Source organism: Myxococcus qinghaiensis (assembly GCF_024198215.1).
GTDB classification, from domain to species: domain Bacteria; phylum Myxococcota; class Myxococcia; order Myxococcales; family Myxococcaceae; genus Myxococcus; species Myxococcus qinghaiensis.
Window position 1 is genome coordinate 511,993 of sequence record NZ_JAKCFA010000002.1, and the last position, 22,616, is coordinate 534,608.

Sequence of the window (22,616 nt, forward strand, 5' to 3'; positions counted from 1 at the left end):
CTCCTGCTTGAGGGAGCATCGACTTCGACGCGGGGGGCAAGCCCACGGCCGAAGAGCCTCGGCCGAAGGAGAAGAAGTCCTTCTGGTCGAAGCTCTTCGGGTGAGCCGGCGCGCTGGCTACTCCATCGTCATGGCGCTCGGGTGCGCGAAGGTCTTCAGCATCGGAGCTTTGGGGCCTGGGTTGAGGATGCACTCGCCGGAGACCTGCGTGGCGATGTTGTCGCAGCCCGCCTTGTCATTGCCCCAGTCCGACGTGATGTTGAGCCACGCCAGCGAGCCGGTGAACGTCCCCATCGGCTGCCAGTGGAAGATGACCGGCCGGTCCCACGTGTTCCAGCTCACGCCATACCCCGTCACATCGGTCAGCGGGCCGAAGACGGGCAGGGTCTTGTACGTGAAATCGCCGGGGTGGGAGTAGAGCGCGTGCGAGCCCTTCGCCGAGAAGGCCGTCGGCCGGAAGCCCTCCAGCGCCATGGCCTTGTTGCCGAACTCGAAGAACCCTCCCTCTGAGTGCTGGCTCATGTAGACATACGCCGGGCGCCCATCGATGAACCGCACGGTGAGGTGCTCCCAGTCGCCCACGTGGTTGCCGAAGGTGGACGTCCCCCCGACGCAGCCAAGGTCGGTGCGGACGCCGAAGCAGACCTCCTTGCCCGCGTTGTACGGGTAGAACGTCCAGTAGATGAGGTCGGTGACGTTCGTGGGCCGTCCCTGCGAGGTGCGGCGGACCTTCTGGATGTAGACGGGCACGTGCGTCTGGTCCGGCCGCTGACCGCCGAGGAACGAGGGGTCCGTGCACGAGGGGCACCCGAGTGCCTGGTTCGTCCACAGGAACCCTCCGGCGTCGTGCACGTTCGGGAGGAAGTGCTCCACCGAGGAGGGCAGGTAGTACTCCCCCGGGGCCAGGTAGATGCGCGGCGCGAACTGGAGCGCCGCCAGCTCGTCGACCAGTCCTCCCTGCAGCTCCGGATTGGCGAGCATGCTCTTGTTGAGCGCCCAGAAGCGCGCGGTGTCCGGAGCATCGTAGCCCGGATTGCCGACCATGACGGGGACCGTCAACGCGCGGTGGTCCAGCGAGTGCGTCTGGAAGACGGAGCCATCATGGTGCCCCCCCGAGCCCTGGTCGTTCCACACCCAGAGCTTGCCGCCGGGAACGACATACTCCGAGCGGACGCAGCGGATGAGGTCGGTGGACGGCTTGTCGTAACCCAACTGGACCACGGAGCCCAGGCACGTATATCCCGCCGGCGCCACGGGGTGCCAGAAGCCGACGTCGTGCCTGCCGCCCGTGCCGCTGTCATTCCAGATGAACGTGTAGTCGACCGGCCGTGCCAGCACGTCCCCCTCGCCCTTGACCACGAAGGTCATCCTCGGCGCCACGCCACGGCCATGCACCGGGACATCGCCCAGGGAGTAATGGCCCGGCAGTTGGCTGAGATTGGGACGCCACACGGAGAGGTCGGAGTGCGCGCCGGTCTTGTAGTCGTCGTAGATCCAATCGAACCCGCTGGTCGCCTGGACCCAGAGCCGCAGCGGGGCGCGCAGGCGCGCCTTGTCGGAGCGGAGCGTGAACTCTCCCGTCCTGCCCGTCAGCGTCGTCGCGGCGACCAGCCTGTACGTGCCCGGACTCAGGTAGTACGAGATGCGCGCGACGGTGCCGCCGTCCAGGTTGTTGACCTCCGCGAGCACCCGGTTGCTGGTGTCCAGCAGGTAGAGGTAGGGGCCGACGCTGGCCTCCAGCTCGAACGTCACCACGTCCGGGGCCCCGGTGTAGTCGACGATGAACTGGCGGTTGTCGCGGCTGTTCGGGAGCTGTCCGCCGGACGGCGTCCAGCGTCCATACAGCGTGTTGTGGTCATCGCGCTCGGTGGTGGATTCGACGATGAGGCTGGACGTGTTCGCCTGGAACGGCTGCCCGGTGAAGTCCGTATCCTGGGTGAGCACGACCTGGTCGCCCTGGAACCCGCTGTGCCAGTAGAGGGTGACGCGGTAGCCCTCGGGAACGCGGATGGAGCGCAGGGTGTCGTTGCCAATGGTCAACTGGCCCAGGTCGTAGCGGCCCGCGAGCAGTGGCTGACTCGCCCCCTGGAAGTGGTTGCCCTTGTAGATGGTGACCGGCGCCTCCACCTTGAGGCTGGACGTCTTCTGGTCGATCGCGCGTCCCGTCAGGTCCGTGTCCGACGTGAGGGTGACCGGCGTGCCCTTGAAGGACCGGTCCGGATAGAGCGTGAGCACCCAGCCGCGCGGCACGCGGACCGAGTGGATGGCGTCCTCACCCACGGACAGCTCGTGGGCGTCGTACCAGCCGGGCTGGAGCGACTGGAGCCCGGCGTTCGACGTGCTCGCGGAGTAGACGGTCACGGTGGGCGTCCACGTCGTCGCGGCGGAGCCATAGAACAAGGGAAGGCTTCCCCCGGTGAGGCCCTCGGAGTCCGCGGGCCCGGTCCAGCCGCAGTAGCCACCGCCCCGCAGCGCGACAACCTGGTCGCCCCAGGTGTAGACGCTCGAGCCTTGTTGGGCGTAGCCCTTCACCGAGAAGGCCTCGGTCGCCACCTTGAACGGCGTGCCCCGCAGGTCGATGTTGGCCCGGCCCGAGTCCGCCCAGTCGCAGGACAGCGCCGTGGCGAACGACACCGAGGTGACGGGCTGGTTCGCGTGGAGGAGCTGTCCGGTGGAGGTCGCGAAGGTCTTGTCCGTCGTGTCCACCCGCAGGGTGTGCGGGTCGATGCGCAGCCGCTGGTAGGCGGTGCGCACCGTGGTGCCGGGGGCCGCGTCTCCCGCGGTGTACTGGGCGAAGTTGGCGAACGTGCCCCGCTCTCTCAGCTCGAGGTACTCACGCGGCGTCCCCGCCATGTCATGGCACCAGGCCATCCACGGTCGGGCCGGGTCTCCCATCAGGTGCAGGGCGTACTCGCCATCTCCGGCGGTGGGGCGGGCCGCGCGGATCTCCTGGCAGGACCTCTCCCGCAGGGGCCCCAGCGGCTGTTCCACGACGGGCAGCGCGTCCAGCTCCCCGGGTCCTGGCTCCGCGCCCACTTCGTCCGGTGACATCGGCTGACAACCCATACAAAGCACCGCGAGGGCGCTCCACTGCTTCCATCCACGACGCCGAGGCATTCTTGCTGAACCGTCCTTTCATCCCAGGAGTGATGTCTCCCGTGACGAAAGGACGGCGGGATGGCGCGCGTGTTATTTCCCGCGACTATTGCAGCGGCAGGTGGCCCGGCTGGGTGAACGGCTGGGCCATGGGGGCCTTGGGGCCCGGGTTGAGGATGCAGTCGTTCACGTAGACCTGGCTCGGATCTCCGCATCCGGCCTTGTCATTGCCCCAGTCCACGGTCAGGTTGAAGTGCTCCAGCCCGGGCGTGGTGTACGTCCCCGCCGGCTGCCAGGGGAAGATGAGGGAATTGTTCCAGCCGTCCCAGGCGAGGCCTTGCCCCGTGTCATCGTGGTAGTACTCGCTGGAATTGACCTGGGCGTAGGTGTATCGGCCGGGGGCCGGATACAGGCCATGGGAGCCCTGGGCCGCGTAGACCTCGGGGTGGAGGTCCACGAGGGCCACGTCCTTGCTGGCGAAGTGGGTGGGAGCAAGTCCCGCGCGCTGGCTCAGGGCCATCTGGGTCGGTCGGCCGTCGACGAACCGCAGGGTGAGGTGCTCCCAATCCCCCACGTGGTTGTCGAACGTCGTGTATTGCAGACAGTACGTCCGGAAGGGGCCCCACTTCGTGCAGAGGGGCTTGCCACGGTTGTAGGGGAAGAAGAGCCAGTAGATGACGTCGGTGGTGTGGGTGGGCTGGCCCGCCTGGGTGCGCGGGATGATCTGCGCGTAGATGGGGACGCTGTGCTGGTCCGGGCGCAGCCCGTGGAGGAACGGCAGGTTCGTGCATTCGGGGCAGGCGAGCGCGTCCCAGGTCTTGAGCCGCACGCCGTCATCCACCATGTGCGGCACGAAGTCGTTCATGCCGGAGGGGAAGAACGCCTCGTTGGGGTGGAGCCGGATGCGGGGAGCGTAGCGCAGCACCGCGAGGTCGTCGACGAAGCCCCCTTGCAGCTCCGGGTTGGCGAGCGCGCTGTTGTTGAGGGCCCAGAACCGCGAGCCGTCTGGATCGTCGTAGTGATCCAGGCCCACGAAGGTGGACGTCGCCAGCGTGCGGTGGTCCCCGGGGTCCGCCTGCCACAGCGCGATGTCACCATGCTTGCCGGAGCCCTTGTCGTTCCAGACCCAGTGGGCGGCCGCGGGCAGCACGTACGCGTCCTTGACGCAGCGGATGCGGTCCGTGGGCGGCGGGCCGTACCCCAACTCCACGACGGAACCCAGACACGTGTATCCGGGAGGGGGAACGGGTTGCCAGAAGGCGGCGTCGTGCTTGCCTCGCGTGCCTCGGTCCTCCCATATCCGGTTGTAATAGAGAGGCTTGGTGAGCAGGTCTCCCTCGCCGGAGACCACGAACGTCGTCCGGGGGGCCTGTTCATGGTCGGGCATGGCGATGTCGCCCAGCGAGAAGTAGCCGGGGTGCTGGCTCAAGTCGGGACGCCAGACGGAGACATCGTCGTGTGAGCCCGTGCCGGTGTCGTCGTAGGCCCACGTGAAGGTGCTCACCGACTTCACCCACAGCCGCTGCGGAAGGCTCAGGCGCGCCTTGTCCGAGCGGACCGTGAAGTCCATCGTCTGGCCCACCTCGGCGGTGGCGGCCACCAGCTTGTAGGTTCCCGGCGTCAGGAAGTACGCGAGGCGCGCGTGGCCGTCTGCCATCGTCTCTCCGCGCTCCATGAGCAACTGGCCGTTGGCATCCAGGAGGTAGAGGTAGGGACCGAAGCGGGCCTCCAGATCGAAGCTCACGATGTCGGGGCGGCCCGTGTACTCGACCGTGAAGGCGCGGTTGTGCGGGCTGTTCCAGTCCATTCCCCCCGAGGAGTTCCAGCGGCCGTGGACGGCGTTGTTGTACCGGGCGGTGGTGGATTCGACCACGATGCTGGAGGTCTGCGCATCGAAGGCGTGGCCGGAGAGGTCGGTGTTCTCGGTGAGGATGAGCCGCTCGCCCTGGAAGCCAGCATGCTGGTAGAGCGTGACCTGGAAGCCCTCCGGCACCTGGAGCGAGCGCACGGAGTCATTGCCGATGGTGAGCTGCCACAGCTCGTAGCGACCGGCGCGCAGCGTCTGTCTGGCGCCCTCATAGCCGTGGCGGGAGTGGATGGTGACCTCGGCCTTCACCTCGATGCCGCGCGCCTGGCGGTACCACGCGTTGCCGACGAACTCGGTGTCGGCGCTGAGGGTGTGCGTGGTGCCGGTGAAGCCCGGGCCGGCATGGAGCACGACCCTCCAGCCGCGCGGGACATGGAAGGCGCCGAGGCCCTGGGTGCCCAGGTTCAGGTCCTGGGTGTTGTAGTAACCGGGCTGTAGCGGCTGCGCAGTGGCCTCCGAGACGTCCCTGGGATAGACGCGGGCGACGGGCGCCCAGGGGATGTTGGCGAGGGCGTAGAACAGGGGCAGCTTCCCGCCGGTGAGCCCGTCGGCGTTGAGCGGGGCGTTCGAGCCGCAGTACCCGCCACCCTTCAGGGAGACGACCTGGTCGGCGAAGCCGTAGACCTGGGAGCCGACCTGTTCCCAGCCGCTCACCACGAAGGCGTCCGGGGCGACCCTGAACGGCGTGCCACGCAGGTCGATGTTGGCCCGGCCCGTGTCACCCCAGTCGCACGACATCGCCGTGGCGAAGGGCATGGAGGTGACGGGCTGGTTCGCGTGGAGGAGCTGCCCCGTGCTGGTCGCGAACGTCGTGTCGGAGGTGTCCACCTCCCGGGTGTGGGGATTGATGCGGAGCTTGGAGTACCGGGTGCGGACGTTGGTGCCCGGTGAGGCGTCGCCCGCGGTGTACTGGGAGAAGTTGGAGAAGAGGGTGCGCTCCTGGAGGGGCAGGTACTCCTTTGGTGCTCCTGTCATCCCGTGGCAATAGACGCGCCATGGCCAGTCCGGGTTCCCCATCACATACAGCGTGTACTCGCCATCCGGGGCCGAGGGCCGGGCCTGCTGGATGTCCAGACACGATTCCTCCCGGGGAGGGGCGAGCTCCCGCTGGAGGGATGCGAGGCTGAACTCCGCCTCCTCTTCCAGGACTTCACCCTGACAGCCCATCACGAGCGTTGTGAGGCATCCCAGCAGCTTCCTGCCAATCCGACCCATTGCTTTGACCTCTCCCAGCGTGAATTCAGCGAGCAGGAGACGGGGCGAGGGAGGGGGCTGTTATTTTCCGCGGCCACTTTCTGAATTTTTGGGGCGCTGTGTCCTTCTTCAACAAAGGGCCGGGTGGAAGAGGTGTGCCGTGACGACGTACCTGCACGAAGTCGTGTTGTTCCTCGATGAGTTGAACCCAGAGGTCCCCTCACCCCACCGACACGGTACGGACAGCGATGGGAGAGGCGTTCGAACCCTTTCGCGCGGGCACGTTCGAGGAAGCGTGACCGCCCGCTTCAGTGGAACAAGGCGGGCCACCACCGGGCGCGGCAGATGGAATACGGCCTGTGGCTCTCACTGACGTAGATCGAAGGCAGGCTCTCGACGACCGTCCCGTCGCGGCCCATGCTGACCATGAAACACGCATCCCCCATCCCCGTGCTCGGCAGGCGCACCGTGCCGCAGGACTCGCCCGAGGGCGCCGTGAGCCGCGCCTCGAACTGGCAACCCGAGGGGTCCTCATTCACCGTCGTCCACCGGATGTAACCCCTCCCGCCTGAAAGCAGCGCGAACGGGCTCGTGTCCCCATTCGAAAGCCAGCCAGGGACAGGACCCGCCGACGTCTGCAGGGAACCGAAGGAGGCCACCCACGACTTGCCCAGATAGTTCTGGGCGCTCAGAAGCAGACCGCCCTGCACCAGGGGCACGAGCGTGTAATGCGCGTACTGCGGCGGATTCGGCAGCGTGAGCGCGGAGAACGAGGTGCCAGGCTGACCCGAGTTGTCCACCCAGACGCCCTCCACCTCCGCCGCCCCCGAGGACGTCTGCGCGATGGACAGCACCAGCGTATGGCCCTCCGTGTTCACGCCCACCACGTGCGGCGGGCCACTCAGGATCGTTGCCAGCGACGTGCTCCAGCGAACCTGCCCGACGTCGCTGTAGGCCCGGACGGTCTTGTCCTCCCCCACCTCATGCAGGCCCCCCATCGGATTCTCCGCGTTCCACAGCACACCCGTCGCCGGTTCCGAGAGAACCGCGAACTGCCGGTTGACGTTGTCGAGGAACGTCAACCACGAGAGGTCCGCGAGCGGGTGATAGGCCCGCCCCAGGAACCCGCGCGACTGACCGAGCAACTGCATGGTGTTCGCATTCGAGACGCCGCCGCCCCACAAATAGCTGCCGTCGGGGCGCAACACCGTGAACCCCATCGACCGGAGGTTCTCGGGCATCTGGGTCATGATGATGTTGCCCGCACCATCCACCGCCGAGTAATCACACGAACCGTAAGTCGACGTCGCCTGGGTGGCGTACTTCCAGGCCTCGAGCGCTTCCGGCTGGATGACCGGAACCACCTCGCATCCATCCGCCGCCCATGCCGGAGATGAGAATCCCACGCAGCCAACAAGAAGCCCCACGCCAAAGAACCACTGCCCTCTGTTACCCACCTTCACGTTCGCCCCACCCTTCATCCGACTTGACTGTGAGTGCAGGTAAGAATGGGCCTCGGGAAAAACCAGTGGGGGTGGCACCAGGTCCTCGGACTGTTGATTGCGTGAACGTGCTCCTCTGGACGAGCGACCAGCAAGGGTCCAGGCAGGAGAGGTCAGACGCGGCCGCTCACCCAGACATCTCGACTCGCGGCACCCACTCAAATTCACACCTCCGAGCTGCATCCAGCGATGTGATTTCTGTACTGGCTTCCGCGCCCCCTGTTCTGTACCGCTCGCGCGGGCATACGGTGGCGAGTGGATGAAACAGCACGCCGTCACGCCATCCGCTGAAGCCAGTCAACTGCTGACCGGCGAAACCGCGCCCGCCTTCACGGGCTCCACGCTGTCCGCGGGCTTCGTCACGGTGCTCGTGGCCTTCTCGAGCACGGGCGCCCTCATCTTCCAGGCCGCGGAGGCCGCGGGCGCGACCGCCGCGCAGATGAGCTCCTGGATGGGCGCACTCGGTCTCGGCATCGCCGTGACGACCATCGGCCTGTCCCTGCGCTACCGCACCCCCGTCCTCACCGGATGGTCCACCCCTGGCGCGGCGCTGCTCGCCACCAGCCTCATCGGCCTGCCGATGTCCGACGCCATCGGCGTGTTCCTCTTCTGCGGCGCGCTCATCACCCTCTTCGGTGTCACCGGCTGGTTCGAGCGGGCCCTCGGCCACATCTCGCTCCCCCTCACCGCCGCGATGCTCGCCGGAATCCTCGCCCGCTTCGGCTTGGACGTCTTCGTGTCCATGAAGACGCGGCTCCTGCTCGTCGCCGTCATGCTCGGCGCCTATGTGCTCGGCAAGCGCCTGTGGCCCCGCTACGCCATCCTCGTCGTCCTGGGGCTCGGCTCGTGCGTGGCCTGGGCCTCCGGCCTGATGCGCTTCTCCGAGCTGCACTTCGCCTGGGCCACGCCCGTCTTCACCGCGCCGACCTTCTCGTGGCACGCGCTGCTCGGCGTCGGCGTGCCGCTCTTCATCGTGACGATGGCGTCCCAGAACGTCCCCGGCGTCGCCGTGCTCCGCGCGTCCGGCTACACCACGCCCATCTCGCCCATCATCACCACCACGGGCCTCGCGACGATGGCGCTCGCCCCCTTCGGCTGCTTCGCCCTCAACCTCGCCGCCATCACCGCCGCCATCTGCACCGGCAAGGAAGCCCACGAGGACCCCTCCAAGCGCTATGCCGGCGGCGTCGTCTCCGGCGCCCTCTACCTCCTGGCGGGCCTCGCCGGAGCGACCTTCGTCACCCTCTTCACCGCCTTCCCCCGCGAGCTCGTCCTCGCCATCGCCGGCATGGCCTTGTTCGGCACCATCGCCAACAGCCTGTCCATGGCCATGAGCAGCGAGCGCCATCGAGAGGGCGCTGTCGTCACCTTCCTGGTCGCCCTGTCCAATGTCTCCCTGTTCGGCGTCGGCGCCGCCTTCTGGGCCCTGGTCCTGGGCCTCGCCACCACCACCGTCGTCAACTGGCGACGCTAGAAAGCCCCCCGCGCCCGTCTCGCCCGAGACATGGCGCGCCGCGTGATACATCGCTGGAGACGCCTGGCCGTTCCGCCCCGGGTGGATAGCGGGGACCCCGGATTGCTCGGTTGCTTGGAGAATGAGAAAGTACGCCTCGGGTCGTCTGCATTCGTCCCCCTCTCGAGGCCCCCCCAGCGTGAGCGCCCGACCCGGTCTTGCCTTCGCAGTGTCCGTGGAACAGGGAGTCCCCTCCGCCCTCCCCTCTCGCGCCATCGAAGTCGACGTCGGCGTGGCGCTCCCCACCGCCTTCGGTGGACTGCGCAAGGTGCTCAAGGCCTGTGAGGACGCGGCCCCCGACGTCCACCGCGCCATCGCCGCCGCGCACCCCTCCGAGTGGAACCGGCTGTTCCCCGGCACGACGCAGGGTGTCCCCGCGCTCGAGGACCTGGCGCTGTCCCCCTCCGAGCGTCGCCTCCACCGTGAATCCGAGCAGACGTTCTGGATTCTCACCGTGGCCGCGCGAACCATCGTGGAGACGCTGCGCGCCAGCGGCCGCCCCCTCGTGCTGCATGGCGCGCATTAGAGGAATGGGAGCCCTGTTGAGGGGGAGGGAGGCTGCAGAGGGGCCGAGGAGGGCCGCTGACGGGGCCGCCCGAGCGATGCTCCCGGCCGGTGGACAGGCCGCTTGAGCCCCCTTGGGGCACACGCCTGCCCAGGCCGCGCTCCCATCAGGTGCGTGGCAGGAGCCTGGGCCTGTTGGCTGTCTTGAGCCTCAACACCACACGGCCTGGGGTGGCCCTCGTGCCGGGGCCAACCTCGCACATGCCGTGGGCAAGCCCAGGTGCTCCAGAATCGCCCGCACCCCGGGGGCCCCCTTCACGTACGCCAAGACCCGCCGCCTGCCTCCACACCTCACGCAGGCGAACACGTCGAAGTCGATCGTCCTCCTACGTCCGCCACCAGCTCCGCCATCTCCGGCAACGAGCTCGTCCTCCCCGACGACTGCCCATGCCCCGGCGCGTCGTACGTCACGACGGAGAAGCCCGCCGCCACCAGCGGCTCCACGAACGCCGTGAGCTGCCCGCCATACCCGCTCCACCCGTGCACCAGCAGCACGCGCGGGCCCACGCCTCAGCTCCACACCGCCACCTCCTCGCCCCCCAGCGTCAGCATCCGAGGCTGCCCCCGCGCCAGCACCGCCTCCGCCGTCTTCGAGCGATGCGGCCGCCGCGGCGTCCGGAACATCCGGTCCGCCCACGCCGCCGTCAGCCCCGGCGCCACCGCCCCCACGCTCAACGCCGCCGCCTTCACGCCCCACATCGACAATTTCGCCCGAACGTTCGTGCTATTTTTCGCCATGACGAGGTCCTCCTCGGAACGACACACCGCCAAAGAAAGCTCAGGAGCGCTGGGGCCGGGCGGCGCGCAGGAGCGCGTCGAAGGCACGCCGGGCCCACGTCTCCGCGCGCGGCTCCTTCAAGAGGCGCGCGGAGTGGTGGAAGCCCAGCAGGAGCGCGTTCTCATCGTGGGCGAACTGCTCCACATCCACGTCCTTGTGGAAGTGCCCCTCCGCGACGGCGATGCGCGCGGCCTGGGCCAGGCGCAACGGCCAGCTGGTGGGTGATCCGGACGCGGGTCCCGAGATCCACTTCAGCTTCTACGATCTGGTCCAGCACATCGCGCGCACCCGCGCGTTCACGGCGGGCACCATCGTGGGCAGCGGCACGGTCTCCAACGTCGACCGCCAGCGCGGGATCTCCTGCCTGGCCGAGCGCCGCATGATCGAGACCATCGATCACGGGCGCCCCGAGACCGGCTTCCTCCAGCACGGCGACGTGGTGACCATCGACATGGCCGGCCATGACGGGGTGTCGGTCTTCGGCCGCATCCACCAGAAGGTGGTGCCCGCGTGAGCGCCCCCGACCTGATCCTGCACAACTACTGGCGATCGAGCGCGAGTTGGCGGGTGAGCATTGCGCTGCACCACAAGGGCCTCTCGTTTCGCTACGCCCCGGTGCACCTGGTGCGCGGCGGCGGGGAGCAGTTCGGCGAGGCCTTCCGCTCGATCAACCCGCTGGCCCAGGTCCCCGCGCTCGAGATCCACGAGCACGGCAAGACGCATGTCCTCACCCAGTCGCTCGCCATCATGGAGTGGCTCGACGAGCGCTTCCCCACGCCCTCGCTGCTGCCCGCCGAACCCTTCGCGCGCGCGACCGTGCGGCAATACGCCGAGCTGGTGAATGCGGGCATCCAGCCCCTGCAGAACCTCTCGGTGCTGGCCGAGGTCGAGCGCCTGGGCGGGGATCGGGTGGCGTGGGCCGCCGGCTTCATCGCGCGCGGTCTCGACAGCCTGGAGACGCTCGCGGCGCGGACTGCCGGGACCTTCCTGGTGGGCGATGCGGTGACGATGGCCGACGCGTGCCTGGTCCCGCAGCTGAACGCGGCCCGCCGCAACAAGCTCGAGGTCGACCGCTGGCCCACGCTGCGCCGCGTGGAGGCCGCGTGCGAGGAGCTCCCCGCCTTCGCCCAGGCCCACTCCGACGCGCAGCCCGACGCGCAGCCCTGAGCCTCTGAACGGGAGGACCGACGCCGGCGAGCCCCGGCTCGCGGGCGCGGGTACGAAGCGCGCCAACGCGCGTCTTGATCGGGCCCGGCCTCCAGTCGCCGCGGCTACACGACCACCAGCGCGGTCCCGCCCGGCGAGTGATCCGCCAGTCGGGCTCGGCGGATCGCCGGATCGTCGTAGGTGTTCCAGTAGTAGGTCGTCGTCTGGGACGAGAAGAGGCCGCTGTAGATCGTCTTCTCGAACCCGCCCGAGTCCATGGCGGCGCAGCCGTCCACCATCGCGACCTGCTGGAGCGTGTGGAACGCGCGGCTGACGTTCTCCTCCTCGGTCGATTGGTTCGGGTAGTGGCCGTGGACGTACGCGGCGCGGACGAAGCGGGAGGGCGAGGTATAGTCGCCGGGAATGCCCCGCATGTGCGAGCCCGAGCCGAACGGGACGAGGCGCGCCCTGCCGAGTTCGATCGCTTCGGGGTACACGGGCGAGGTGTTGAGGTAGTTGCGCAGGTTCTCGTGGTGCCACGCGAACCCTGGCTGATTCGTCAGGACGTCCACGTCGTCGTCGAAGACCTGCAGGCCGCTGAGCGTGGTCTCCACGACGATCGCGCGCTTCGCATCGCCGATGATCCAGTGGAGCAGCGAGCTGGGATACTTCTGGTTGATCGGCCTGTCGACGATCGTCACGCGCTCGAGCGCGGTCTGCACCTCGTCGACGCTCGCGAACTGCGAGGCAACCCAGAGGGGGAACTCGAACGCGGCCACGTTGGTCGCGCCGTCCACCGGCTGTGCGGCGTAGGCCGCATACCCCGGGAAGTTGAGTCCGGCGACCGCGAGCCCGGCTTCGTTGCCACAGTCGAAGTAGAGCGGCGTGTCCTCCTCCACGATGCCCATGCCGATGGTGGCGAAGCGGATGCCCGGGATGGCCTTGAACGGCGACTTGGGGGCATATCCCCGGGGAGTCACCACCACCCGCTCGCCGTAGCCGCTCGTCCAGTCGAGGTTCCGGGCGAGAAAGAGGTTGCCGCGACCGTCGGAGAACCGGATCCCAGTGCACATGGCGCTGCCCCCCGGGCGTTCGCGAAGGTCGACCGCGAAGGCCCTGGGCCTCAGGTGGCCATCCGGGCACTGGCGCGCAATCCGGTGCGCTTCACGTGCGTCCCCGGCCTCGCGGGCAACCGCGCCTCGGAGTTCGCACGCTTTCAAGCGAGCGGGCTTGCGCCGCCGCCGTGCCAGCGCGCTCCGAGCCGGCTCCCAAGCGGGCGAGCCGGGCGGCGAGCTGTCCGGTCCCTTTCGTGGCGCGGAGGGGCCTACCAGGAGCCGGTGTTGGGCATGGACCCCCAGGGCTCGGCGGGCGGAAGTCGCTCGCCCTTCTGCAGGAACTCGATCGAGATCTGATCCGGCGAGCGCACGAAGGCCATGCGGCCATCGCGGGGCGGCCGCAGGATGGTGACGCCCATCGACTGCAGGTGGGCGCACGTCGCGTAGATGTCGTCGACCTCGAAGGCCAGGTGCCCGAAGTTGCGCGCGCTCCCGTAGTCCTCGTCGTCGTAGTTGTAGGTGACCTCGACCTCCGCGTCGGGCGTCTGCGGCGCGGCGAGGTAGACGAGCGTGAAGCGCCCCTCGGGGCTGTCCTTGCGCCGCACCTCCACCAGGCCCAGGCCGTCGCGGAAGAAGCGGAGGGAGGCGTCCAGGTCGCGGACGCGGAGCATCGCGTGGAGATATCTCAAGGGGTCACCAGTGGAAGGGAGGCCACCGTCGCCTCGCCCGCGCCACCGGCGAGGGAGAGTCGGGTGCCCTCGGTGAGGAGGGTGCGGTGCACGTAGCCGAGCGCGACGTGCTCGCCGCGCGCGAAGGAGCGCACCACGCTGGTGATCCAGCCGACGCGCTTCTCCCCGTTGAAGAGTTCGGTCCCGGGCGCGGGAGTCGCCTCGCCCAGCGAGAGCCCCACCAGCTTGCGGCTCATCTGGCCACGGAAGGTCGCACGCGCGATCACCTCCTGACCGATGTAGCAGCCCTTGTTGTAGGAGATGGACGACTCTAGGTGCGCCTCGAGGGGGATGGTGGTGTCGGTGAGATCCGCGCCGTACCGGGGCAGCCCGCCCTCCACCCGCAGCACCTCCAGCACGTCTCGACCGATCAGCCGGGCGCCGGCCGCCTCGAGGGCCACGAAGACCTCCTCCAACGCGGCCGGCGGGATCCAGAGCTCCACGCCTCCCCCCGTGTAGCCGGGGCTGCCGAGGGCGTGCAGCGCGTGCGCTCCGAAGGTGATCGTCTGCAGCGCGTCGCGGGTCTCGAACAGCCCGGCCGCCGGGGCGATCCCCAACGCGCGCTCGAAGACCTCGGCGGCCCGGGGGCCGTAGAGCCCGAGCTGGCCGAAGCGGCCGGTCGCCTCGGCCAGCTCCGCGTCCTCGCTGATGAGGTAGGTGTCGAGGAAGGCGCGGACCTTCTCCCCGAGCCCCGGCTCGACGTCGATCAGGAGCTCCTCGGGGAGCTTCACGATGCGCGCGTCGGCGACCATCGCGCCCTTCGCGGTGAGCATGGCCGCGCGCGCGGCGCCCGGGGTCGCAAGCCCGTTCACGTCCTGGGTGCACATGCCGTGGACGAAGCTGACGCGGTCCTCGCCGGTCACCGAGATCAGCGCATAAGAGGAATGGGAGCCCTGTTGAGGGGGAGGGAGGCTGCAGAGGGGCCGAGGAGGGCCGCTGACGGGGCCGCCCGAGCGATGCTCCCGGCCGGTGGACAGGCCGCTTGAGCCCCCTTGGGGCACACGCCTGCCCAGGCCGCGCTCCCATCAGGTGCGTGGCAGGAGCCTGGGCCTGTTGGCTGTCTTGAGCCTCAACACCACACGGCCTGGGGTGGCCCTCGTGCCGGGGCCAACCTCGCACATGCCGTGGGCAAGCCCAGGTGCTCCAGAATCGCCCGCACCCCGGGGGCCCCCTTCACGTACGCCAAGACCCGCCGCCTGCCTCCACACCTCACGCAGGCGAACACGTCGAAACGGTGCCTCCGCTTCCTGCTCCAGTGCGCGTCGAGCCGGTGGAAGACCGAGGCTCGCTTATCATCCTGACTCCCGAGCGACTCACCGTGACGAACCCGGAACATGCTGCGCTGTCGAGGCGCGTGCGTGAACTGCTGGACAGAGCGGGGTTGTTGAAGCCGTTTCATCCCCAACCGTAAAAGAATGGGAGGGACGAGTCCCCGAAGGAACCCGGCCCGCGCAGGTAGTCAACGATGCGTTCGCCCACCCTTACTTGCGGATGCAGCCTGTTTTGTCAGTGATTGCCGTGGGGCAGGCGACCGGCTTGAAGCTCACGGTAGGATTATCCGTGTTCAGGAACCAATCGAATCGCCAGTAACAGCCCGGCCTCAATTGAGACGGCAGTTGGTCGCACTGGGCGCGAGTGCTGACACCGCCGTATTGGGCACCCCAACCCGAGGATGGAGCACCCCACTGACTACTACAGGCGTTGAAAATGCCAACACCCCCACCAGGGATGAGCAGAGAGAAATGGTTGTCACCCACAGCCCCTGTCGTATTAACCGCCTGAACCACCATCTTCTTGCCCTTCACGGGCCCGCTGGTGAATGTCAATTCGTAACAGGCGCAACTCCATGCGACTTCTGACAAGCCCTTCAAAGACACTGCGGTAAACCCATACGCCAGATTCGAATTCACAGCCCACGGCTGATTGTTATTACACGCATAGGCATTGCCGCCATTCGCACCGCTTTGCACATCCGGACCAAGCACGGTGACGCCATCCTTGGCGCAAGCTCTAACCGGACTGGTCACCGAGGCTTTCCCAGTCCACGAAGCGCTTCCCTTGGCACAGTCCCAGTATCGGGTCGTCTTGCCCGTTTGCTGAGCCTCCGCCTCGTTGCCGTTGCCGAGCAGGAGCACGAACGCGGCCACTACAGTCAGCGCTTGTCGAAGGGAGCCCCTGTGATGAGTATTTGTCATCATCGCAGCGTGACCGTAACAGTGCGAGAGTGTCAATACGCGACGCTGCCCCACATTTCACACTTCGTGCGTACCCGGCAATGCGCTGTCCGGCACGCCCCCCCCACCAGTTGAACCGTAGACGTCTGGCGAGTGACGTGGCGAGAGGCATTGCCGGGATACCCGCACCCAAGCAGCGATTGACGGGCGCTGGGTCAAAGTACGAGGCTCCGCGCCCATATGAGCCAGAACCTCTACGACATCCCCCTGAAGTCCATCGACGGCGCGGCCCTGACGCTGGGGCAGTTCAAGGGCAAGGTGCTGCTGGTGGTGAACGTCGCCTCCAAGTGCGGCCTCACCCCGCAGTACGAGGGCCTGGAGAAGCTCTACGAGAGCAAGCACGCCCAGGGGCTGGAGGTGCTCGGCTTTCCCGCGAACAACTTCATGGGCCAGGAGCCGGGCACCGAGGCGGAGATCAAGGACTTCTGCGACCTGACGTACGCGGTGAAGTTCCCGCTCTTCTCGAAGATCTCCGTCGTGGGCGAGAACAAGCACCCGCTCTACCGCGAGCTGACGAGCGCCGTCCCCGACGCCACCGGCGAAGGGCCGATGCGCCAGAAGCTCAAGGGCTACGGCATCGAGGCGAATCCGATTCCTGAAGTGCAGTGGAACTTCGAGAAGTTCCTCATCGGCCGCGATGGTCGCGTCGCCGCCCGCTTCGCCCCGGACGTGACGGCGGAGGACCCGCGCCTGGTCCAGGCCATCGACGCGGCGCTCGCGAAGCCGGCCTGAGTGTCGTGAGCCACGCCGGGCTTCCTGGTGAATGGAAGCCCGGTGTCGGCGACTCGCCCCGCTACACCGGCCGGCGGAAGCTGTCCGCGAGGTCCGGCGGGAGCTGAGAGGCCACCGCGGACACCTCGTCCTCGGGGATGCGGTCCCTCACCGCGGTGAACACCACCTTCATCACCCGGTCCGCCTGGTCCACCGGAATCTTCAGGTGGTCCGCGATGTCGGAGATGAACTCCTCGCGGTGCATGCGCCGGGCATGGGACGGGCCTCGGAGGATGGTGCACTCTCCGACGATATCGCCGATGTCGCTGCCCAGCGCGTTCATCAGCTTCACGTCCTCACCATCGGACAGACGGCGCGCCAGCGTGCACAGCACCGCATGCGCCGCGTCCCGCGCCTCCACCTTGTTGACGCTGACCTCGCGGCTGTTGCCGATTTCGTCGAGGAACGCCTGGAGGTCCAGCGACTCGTCGCGCTCCTTCACCGGGGTGATGGAGGGAGGAAGCTCGGTCTCTTGCGCCATGGGGTCATCTCCTTGCTCGCCGCGGACTCGCATGTCCATCCACGGCCATGTCTGTGACAGTGGCCATGGTGCGCACGCGCATCAGCCAGACGCCGTGACTCCGCCCGTCCCCTCGCCAGTCCCCGGATCCACCCCCATGGCCTCCGGGGATGAAACCCGGGTTCAGCACAGGACAAGACGCACCCCACCTGGCGTGGACCTTTTTGGCTCTCCCCATGGGGCTCGCCGTGAAGCTAGAGTCGGCCCTGGCGGCGATGGGCCGGTCGCCTGCTCCACGCATCAATCACCTCGAAGAGGTCGGTATGTCCTGGAAGCAGCTTGGCTCGTTGGCCCTCGTCGTCTACGTCGCCGCATGCGGGGAGGCTCCAGACATGGCGGGCCCGGTGGAAGCGGACGCGCTCGATGCCCCCGAGCAGCAGGCTCCCGAAGAAAGCAGTGAGGAGGCCATTCGCGGGCCGGTGCTCCGGGTGCCCGGGGAGTATCCCACCATCCAGGCCGCCGTGGACGCCGCGTCCCCCGGTGACACGGTGCACGTCGCCCCGGGGGTCTACAACGAACATGTCCGCCTCAAGAGCGGCATCCGGCTGCTGGGAAGCGGCGCACCCTTCACGGTCCTCGACGCCCAGGGGGCCTCACGGGCCCTGGTCGACTTCTCCTACGCCTCCGACGTGGTCATCGAGGGATTCACCTTCAGGAACGTGGGCTCCGACACGCCCTGCGGCCTCCCCGCGAGCCTGTCGAGCTGGTGCTCCGGCAACTGGTACACGGCGGCGGTCTACGCGATGGGAGGCAAGGAGAAGGTCTTCGCGCGCATCGCGTTCAACATCTTCGAACACAACGACACCGCCATGCTCCTCTATTTCCGAGCACGAGCCGACGTACGCCACAACCTCTTCCAGCACAACCAGCACGGCCTGCTGTTCAATCACTTCAACGACACCGCCACCGTGGAGGGCAATGTCTTCTGGAAGAACGCGTTCTTCGCCCTGGGTGTCCAGGCGGGAGCCATCGACATCCGCTACAATCTCATCGCCGGCTCGAATGCGGGCATCGTCCACATGTACATCCAGACCGGCGACATCCGCTGCAACGTCTTCGCGGGCAACGGCGGGCCCGTGGCGGAGACGTTCTACGTCCCCAATCGGATAGTCATGGGAGAGAACGGAAACATCGACGTGGAGCTTCCGGGCCGCTCGGGCGACGACGCCCCGGACCTCCGGTCCGTGTTCTCACGGGGCATCCCTGGGTGTTTCTCGCTGCCCGCCGACCGGCCGACACGTCTCGCCGCGCCGTAACCCCCGAGACAAGAGGCTCGCGGAGAGAAGCCGCGAGCCCCCTGGCATCAGCCGTGCGCCGCCGGGCGAGGCTCCTCGCCACCGGGGTGCCCAGGCGCCGTGGGGCTACCGGCTTCGTCATCCGGACGCTTGCCCCTCCAGTTGGCCAGCCGCGTCTTCATGCGGTCGGCGACCACGTAGAAGGCCGGCACCACGAGGAGGCTCAGCACCGTGGAGACGGACAGGCCGCCGAGCACGGCGATGGACATGGGCGCGCGCGTCTCGCTGCCCGCGCCCAACGCCAGGGCCGCCGGCACCGCCGCCATCATCGTCGCCGTGGACGTCATGAGAATCGGCCGCAGGCGCACCGGGCCGGCGCGCTGCATCGACTCCACCGCGTTGAACCCGAGCTCCCGCTGCTGGAGCGCGTAGTCCACCAGGATGATGGAGTTCTTCTTCACGATGCCCATCAGCAGCAGCAGACCAATCATGCTGAAGATGTTCAGCGTGCTGCCCGTGCCCAGGAGCGCGAAGGACGCGCCCGCCACCGACAGCGGCAGAATCGTGAGCACCGTCACGGGATGCAGGAACGAGTTGAACTGCGCCCCCAGCACCATGTACGCGACGCCAATCCCCAGGAAGAGCGCGAAGAACAGGCTGCTCATCGAGTCGCGGAACGCCACGCTCGCGCCGCCCGGCACTACGCGCACGCCACCCGGCAGGTCCTTCGCCAGTTGCTCCACCGTGGCCAGCGCCTCTTCCTGATTGGAGCCCGGCGCCACGTTGGCGAAGATGCTGATGGCGCGCTCGCGGTCCCTGCGAGTAATCGCCTGGAGCGCGGGCCGCTCCTCCTGCGTCACCAGCGACGACAGGGGCACCAGCGCGCCGCTCGCCGTGCGGACCTTGAGCAGCGCCAGGTCCTCCGGGCGCGAGCGCTGGCCCGCCAGGAGGCGCATGCGCACGTCGATGCGCCGGCCTCCGGTGCTGTACTTGCCCACGCGCACGCCACCGACGAGCGCGTTGATGGTCGTCGCCACCGCCTGGATGGGCACCCCCAGGTCCGCCGCGCGCGCCCGGTCCGGGGTGATGCGCAGCTCCGGCATGCCGAGCTGGTAGTCGGTGTCCACGTCCACCACCTTGCCGCTCGCCTGGACCTTGTCGCGCATCTCCTGGCTCGCCTTCACGAGCTGGTCCCAGTCCGAGCCTCGCACGCTGAACTCCACCGGGAACCCACGCTGCGCCGTGAAGCCCGCCTGCGACAGGTCCTGCACCACCGCGCGCAGGCCCGGGTAGCTGTTGAGCTCCTTGCGGAGGATCTGCTGGAACTCCGACTGGGGCATGCGCTCGTCGGGTGGCTTCAGCGTGAGCATCAACATGCCGGCATTCACGCTGGAGTTGCCGCCGCCTCCGCCCACCACCGCGAAGACACCCAGCACCTCCGGCCGGGACGAGGCGAACGCCTCCGCCCGCTGGAAGAGCTTGTTCGTCTCCTCCAGGCTGCTTCCCACCGCCGTCTGCAGGCGGACCATCAACCGGCTCTGGTCCTGCGAGGGGACGAACTCGCCCGGCAGCGCGCGGAACGCGAACACGCTGGCGCCGAGAATCACCACCGCCGCGCCCAGCACCCGCCAGGGCCGCTTCAACCCCCAGCCCAGCACCCTGCCGTACGCGTGCTCCAGCTTGGAGAAGCCCTTGTCCACCCACACGCCCATCTTGCTGCGGCCCTCGCGGGACGTCTTCAAGAGCTGCGCGCACCGCGCGGGCGCCAGGGTGATGGCCTCCACGTACGACAGCAGCACCGCCACGCAGAGCGTGACGCCGAACTGGAGGAAGAACCGGCCGATGATGCCCTTCATGAACACGACGGGCAGGAAGATGGCGATGACCGCCATCGTCGCCGCCAGCGCGGCGAAGGTGATCTCCGCGGTGCCCTCGCGCGCGGCGCGCACCCGGTCCTTCCCCTCCTCCGCGTGCCGGAAGATGTTCTCCAGCACCATGATGGCGTCGTCCACCACGATGCCCACCGCCAGTGCCAACCCCAGCAGCGTGAAGGTGTTGAGCGTGAAGCCCAGGAAGTAGATGACGGCCACCGTGCCCAACAGCGACATGGGGATGGCCAGCACCACGTTCATCGTGCTCGACAGCGAGCCCAGGAACACCCAGCACACGAACGCGGTGAGGATGCAGGCCAGGAGCAGCTCGAACTCGATTTCATGGACGCTCTCCTCGATGAACTGCGTCGAGTCGAAGCGCACCGCCACGTCCATGCCCTCCGGCGCCTCCTTCTGGATGCGCACCAGCGCCGCGCGCACGCCCTGCGCCACGGACACCGCGTTGGCGCCGCGCTGCTTCTTGATGCCCAGGCCCTGCGCGGGCGTGCCGTTCACCCGCGCCATGCGGCGGATGTCCTCGAAGCCGTCCTCCACCAGCGCCACGTCGTGCAGGTAGATGGGCTGGCCGCCCTGCTCCCGGATGACGATGTTGCGCAGCGTCTCCAAGTCGAGCGCCTCGCCCAGCACGCGCACGTTGACTTCCCGGCCCGCTGTCTCGATGCGCCCCGCGGGCAGCTCCACGTGCTCCCGCTGGAGCGCGGCGGTGATGTCCGTCACGGTGAGGCCCAGCGAGTCCAGCTTGCTGGAGTCCACCCAGATGCGGACGTTGCGCTCCAGCGAGCCGCCAATCTGCACTTCGCCCACGCCCGGCACCGTCTGGAGCTTCTCCTTCACGCGGTAGCGCGCGAAGTCACTCACCACCTGCTGGGAGAAGGGCCCGGACACACCCACCTGGATGATGGGCTGGTCCTCCGGGTTCGTCTTGGTGACGATGGGCGGGTCGATGTCCTCGGGGAGCTGGCGCTGCGCCTGGCTCACCTTCGTCTGCACGTCCGCGAGCGCCGTGTCGACGTTGCGCGACAGGTCCAGCTCCACCGTGATGTTGGCGCCACCCTGCCGGGCGTTGGAGGTGATGCTGGTGACGCCTTCCACCTGCGTCACCGCCTCCTCAATCGGCTCGATGACGTCGCTCTCCACCGCTTCCGGGTTGGCGCCCTCCCACGTCACGCTGATGTTGATGGTGGGGAAGTCGACGTCCGGGAACTGGCTGATGCCAATGCGCTGCGACGCCACCACGCCGAAGACGATGGTCGCCGCCATGATCATCCAGGCGAGGACCGGCTTCTTGATGCAGGCTTCCGTCAGACTCATCGACCCGCTCCCTCACCGCCGCCACCGTCTTCGACGCGGGGCTCGGCTGTCAGCGCGGGCTTCTTCTCCTGGGCCACGCGCACCGCCACGCCCTCGCGCAGCGCCTCGCCGCCGCGCACCACCAGGATCTCTCCCGCCTTGAGGCCCTCGCGGACCTCCACCCGTCCATCCGCCGTGCGCATGCCCAATTCCAGGATGCGCTCGCGCGCCTTGTCACCCTCCACCACGAACGCCATGAAGCCGCGCTCGCTGGCGCGCACCGCCGTCTGCGGCACCACCGGGCTGCCACCGCGCGTCTCCACCGGCACCGCCACGGAGGCGAACACACCCGGCCGCAGCCGGTGCGCGTCCTCGCCGGAGACCTCGGCCGTCACCGGCACCATGCGGCTGGCATCGTCGGCGGCCTCCGCCACGTGGGTGATCTTCGCCGTGTACGTGCCGCTCTCGGAGCGCACCGAGAACCGCGCGGCCAGGCCCGGCTTCAGCCGCGCCACGTCCGCCTCCGGCACCGTGAAGCGCAGAAGCAGCGGGTCCTTGCGCAGGAGCGTCGCCAGGACGATTCCCGGCTGCACGTACTGCCCCGTCTGCACCGTGCGCGTCTGGAGCACGCCGTCCATGGGCGCGCGCACGTACGCGTCGCGCTGGTTGAGCTGGGCCTGGTCCAGCGCCGCGCGCGCGGAAGCGACGTCCGCCTCCGCCGTGCGCGCCCGCGCCTGGAAGGTGTCGAGCTGCTCGGCGGGCAGCAGGCCGGGGCTCGCCTGGTTGACGGCGGTGCGGCGGTCGGCGCCGGCCTGGGCCTCCGTCAGCGACGCTCGCGCCTTGGCGAACGAGGCCTCGGCCGCGCGCACGGCGATGGCGTAGCGCGCGGGCTCTATCTCCGCGAGCACGTCGCCCTTCTTCACCGTCTGCCCCTCCATGAAGAGCACGCGCTCCACGGCGCCCGGCACCCGGGCGGTGATCTGCACCCGCTCGAAGGCCTCCACGGAGCCCACCGCGTTCACGACGTACTCGACGTCGCGGGCCTCCACGGGCGCGACCTCGACGGGGAACTGGATGGGCCCTCGGCCCCCCGCGCCACCGCCGCCGGGACGACCGCCCGCCTTGCCGGTCGCCGGAGCGTCCCCGCCCTTCGCCGCCTCCCCGTCCTTCTTGCATGCCCCCATGGCCAGCATGGCCACGGCCAGCGTCAGCGTTCCTGCGCGTCGCATCG

19 protein-coding genes and 1 pseudogene are annotated in these 22,616 nt (G+C 68.4%); 7 read left to right on the forward strand and 13 right to left on the reverse strand.

Going from position 1 to position 22,616, the window contains the following annotated elements; all coding sequences use genetic code 11:
- Positions 1-117 precede the first annotated feature (117 nt).
- The 3 genes from LZ199_RS04615 to LZ199_RS04625 form a co-directional block, all read right to left on the reverse strand.
- On the reverse strand, positions 118-3,051 hold the full coding sequence (locus LZ199_RS04615) for a Vps62-related protein (protein ID WP_253992413.1): 2,934 nt from the start codon (positions 3,049-3,051) through the stop codon (positions 118-120).
- A gap of 151 nt (positions 3,052-3,202) precedes the next feature.
- Positions 3,203-6,178: a Vps62-related protein gene (locus LZ199_RS04620; protein ID WP_253992414.1), complete on the reverse strand. Its 2,976-nt coding sequence runs from the start codon at positions 6,176-6,178 to the stop codon at positions 3,203-3,205.
- A gap of 287 nt (positions 6,179-6,465) precedes the next feature.
- Positions 6,466-7,521: a hypothetical protein gene (locus LZ199_RS04625; protein ID WP_253992415.1), complete on the reverse strand. Its 1,056-nt coding sequence runs from the start codon at positions 7,519-7,521 to the stop codon at positions 6,466-6,468.
- Between the two features lie 397 nt (positions 7,522-7,918).
- Between LZ199_RS04625 and LZ199_RS04630 the strand changes: the two genes are divergently transcribed.
- Together LZ199_RS04630 and LZ199_RS04635 are read left to right on the forward strand one after the other, a co-directional pair.
- Positions 7,919-9,133, forward strand: coding sequence for a benzoate/H(+) symporter BenE family transporter (locus LZ199_RS04630; RefSeq protein WP_253992416.1), 1,215 nt, complete (start codon positions 7,919-7,921; stop codon positions 9,131-9,133).
- A 178-nt stretch (positions 9,134-9,311) separates the two neighbouring features.
- Positions 9,312-9,698 carry a hypothetical protein gene (locus tag LZ199_RS04635; protein WP_253992417.1) on the forward strand — a complete coding sequence of 129 codons (387 nt, stop codon included), beginning with the start codon at positions 9,312-9,314 and terminating at the stop codon, positions 9,696-9,698.
- A gap of 329 nt (positions 9,699-10,027) precedes the next feature.
- Here the strand turns inward: LZ199_RS04635 and LZ199_RS04640 are convergent, their stop codons facing one another.
- Genes LZ199_RS04640 through LZ199_RS04650 form a run of 3 tightly spaced genes read right to left on the reverse strand, consistent with a single transcriptional unit; the run spans position 10,028 to position 10,715 of the window.
- On the reverse strand, positions 10,028-10,243 hold the full coding sequence (locus LZ199_RS04640; protein WP_253992418.1) for an alpha/beta hydrolase: 216 nt from the start codon (positions 10,241-10,243) through the stop codon (positions 10,028-10,030).
- Positions 10,244-10,246: 3 nt separating this feature from the next.
- Positions 10,247-10,474, reverse strand: coding sequence for a hypothetical protein (locus tag LZ199_RS04645; RefSeq protein WP_253992419.1), 228 nt, complete (start codon positions 10,472-10,474; stop codon positions 10,247-10,249).
- 40 nt (positions 10,475-10,514) lie between these two features.
- Positions 10,515-10,715: a TetR family transcriptional regulator C-terminal domain-containing protein gene (locus LZ199_RS04650; protein WP_407667169.1), complete on the reverse strand. Its 201-nt coding sequence runs from the start codon at positions 10,713-10,715 to the stop codon at positions 10,515-10,517.
- A gap of 4 nt (positions 10,716-10,719) precedes the next feature.
- Here LZ199_RS04650 and LZ199_RS04655 point away from each other — a divergent pair.
- Positions 10,720-11,028, forward strand: a pseudogene (locus LZ199_RS04655) (fumarylacetoacetate hydrolase family protein); the annotation flags it as partial.
- Positions 11,025-11,681, forward strand: coding sequence for a maleylacetoacetate isomerase (gene maiA, locus LZ199_RS04660; protein ID WP_253992421.1), 657 nt, complete (start codon positions 11,025-11,027; stop codon positions 11,679-11,681). The pseudogene LZ199_RS04655 and the gene maiA, both read left to right, overlap by 4 nt.
- A gap of 104 nt (positions 11,682-11,785) precedes the next feature.
- On the opposite strand, the gene bsh is transcribed toward maiA, so the two are convergent.
- From bsh to ygfZ, 3 genes are all read right to left on the reverse strand, one after another.
- Positions 11,786-12,733: a choloylglycine hydrolase gene (bsh, locus tag LZ199_RS04665; RefSeq protein WP_253992422.1), complete on the reverse strand. Its 948-nt coding sequence runs from the start codon at positions 12,731-12,733 to the stop codon at positions 11,786-11,788.
- Between the two features lie 251 nt (positions 12,734-12,984).
- Positions 12,985-13,386 carry a VOC family protein gene (locus LZ199_RS04670; protein WP_253992423.1) on the reverse strand — a complete coding sequence of 134 codons (402 nt, stop codon included), beginning with the start codon at positions 13,384-13,386 and terminating at the stop codon, positions 12,985-12,987.
- Between the two features lie 14 nt (positions 13,387-13,400).
- Positions 13,401-14,306, reverse strand: coding sequence for a CAF17-like 4Fe-4S cluster assembly/insertion protein YgfZ (ygfZ, locus tag LZ199_RS04675; protein WP_253992424.1), 906 nt, complete (start codon positions 14,304-14,306; stop codon positions 13,401-13,403).
- A 407-nt stretch (positions 14,307-14,713) separates the two neighbouring features.
- Between ygfZ and LZ199_RS46630 the strand changes: the two genes are divergently transcribed.
- On the forward strand, positions 14,714-14,854 hold the full coding sequence (locus LZ199_RS46630) for an Imm52 family immunity protein (protein ID WP_253992516.1): 141 nt from the start codon (positions 14,714-14,716) through the stop codon (positions 14,852-14,854).
- A 70-nt stretch (positions 14,855-14,924) separates the two neighbouring features.
- Here LZ199_RS46630 and LZ199_RS04685 read toward each other — a convergent pair whose 3' ends face one another.
- The gene (locus LZ199_RS04685; protein WP_253992425.1) at positions 14,925-15,590 is read right to left on the reverse strand and encodes a hypothetical protein; all 666 of its coding nucleotides are present in this window, start codon (positions 15,588-15,590) and stop codon (positions 14,925-14,927) included.
- Positions 15,591-15,857: 267 nt separating this feature from the next.
- Here LZ199_RS04685 and LZ199_RS04690 point away from each other — a divergent pair, with 267 nt between their 5' ends.
- Positions 15,858-16,409, forward strand: a complete 552-nt coding sequence (locus tag LZ199_RS04690; protein WP_253992426.1) for a glutathione peroxidase — start codon at positions 15,858-15,860, stop codon at positions 16,407-16,409.
- A gap of 61 nt (positions 16,410-16,470) precedes the next feature.
- On the opposite strand, the gene LZ199_RS04695 is transcribed toward LZ199_RS04690, so the two are convergent.
- Complete coding sequence (locus LZ199_RS04695; protein ID WP_163867169.1) at positions 16,471-16,929, reverse strand: DUF2267 domain-containing protein; 459 nt, start codon at positions 16,927-16,929, stop codon at positions 16,471-16,473.
- Positions 16,930-17,231: 302 nt separating this feature from the next.
- Between LZ199_RS04695 and LZ199_RS04700 the strand changes: the two genes are divergently transcribed.
- Positions 17,232-18,224, forward strand: coding sequence for a right-handed parallel beta-helix repeat-containing protein (locus LZ199_RS04700; protein WP_253992427.1), 993 nt, complete (start codon positions 17,232-17,234; stop codon positions 18,222-18,224).
- A gap of 47 nt (positions 18,225-18,271) precedes the next feature.
- Here LZ199_RS04700 and LZ199_RS04705 read toward each other — a convergent pair whose 3' ends face one another.
- Together LZ199_RS04705 and LZ199_RS04710 are read right to left on the reverse strand one after the other, a co-directional pair.
- Positions 18,272-21,406 (reverse strand): efflux RND transporter permease subunit, encoded by a 3,135-nt coding sequence (locus LZ199_RS04705; RefSeq protein ID WP_253992428.1) that lies wholly within the window; start codon positions 21,404-21,406, stop codon positions 18,272-18,274.
- On the reverse strand, positions 21,403-22,614 hold the full coding sequence (locus LZ199_RS04710; RefSeq protein WP_253992429.1) for an efflux RND transporter periplasmic adaptor subunit: 1,212 nt from the start codon (positions 22,612-22,614) through the stop codon (positions 21,403-21,405). Before LZ199_RS04710 ends, LZ199_RS04705 begins: the two co-directional genes overlap by 4 nt.
- Positions 22,615-22,616 lie beyond the last annotated feature (2 nt).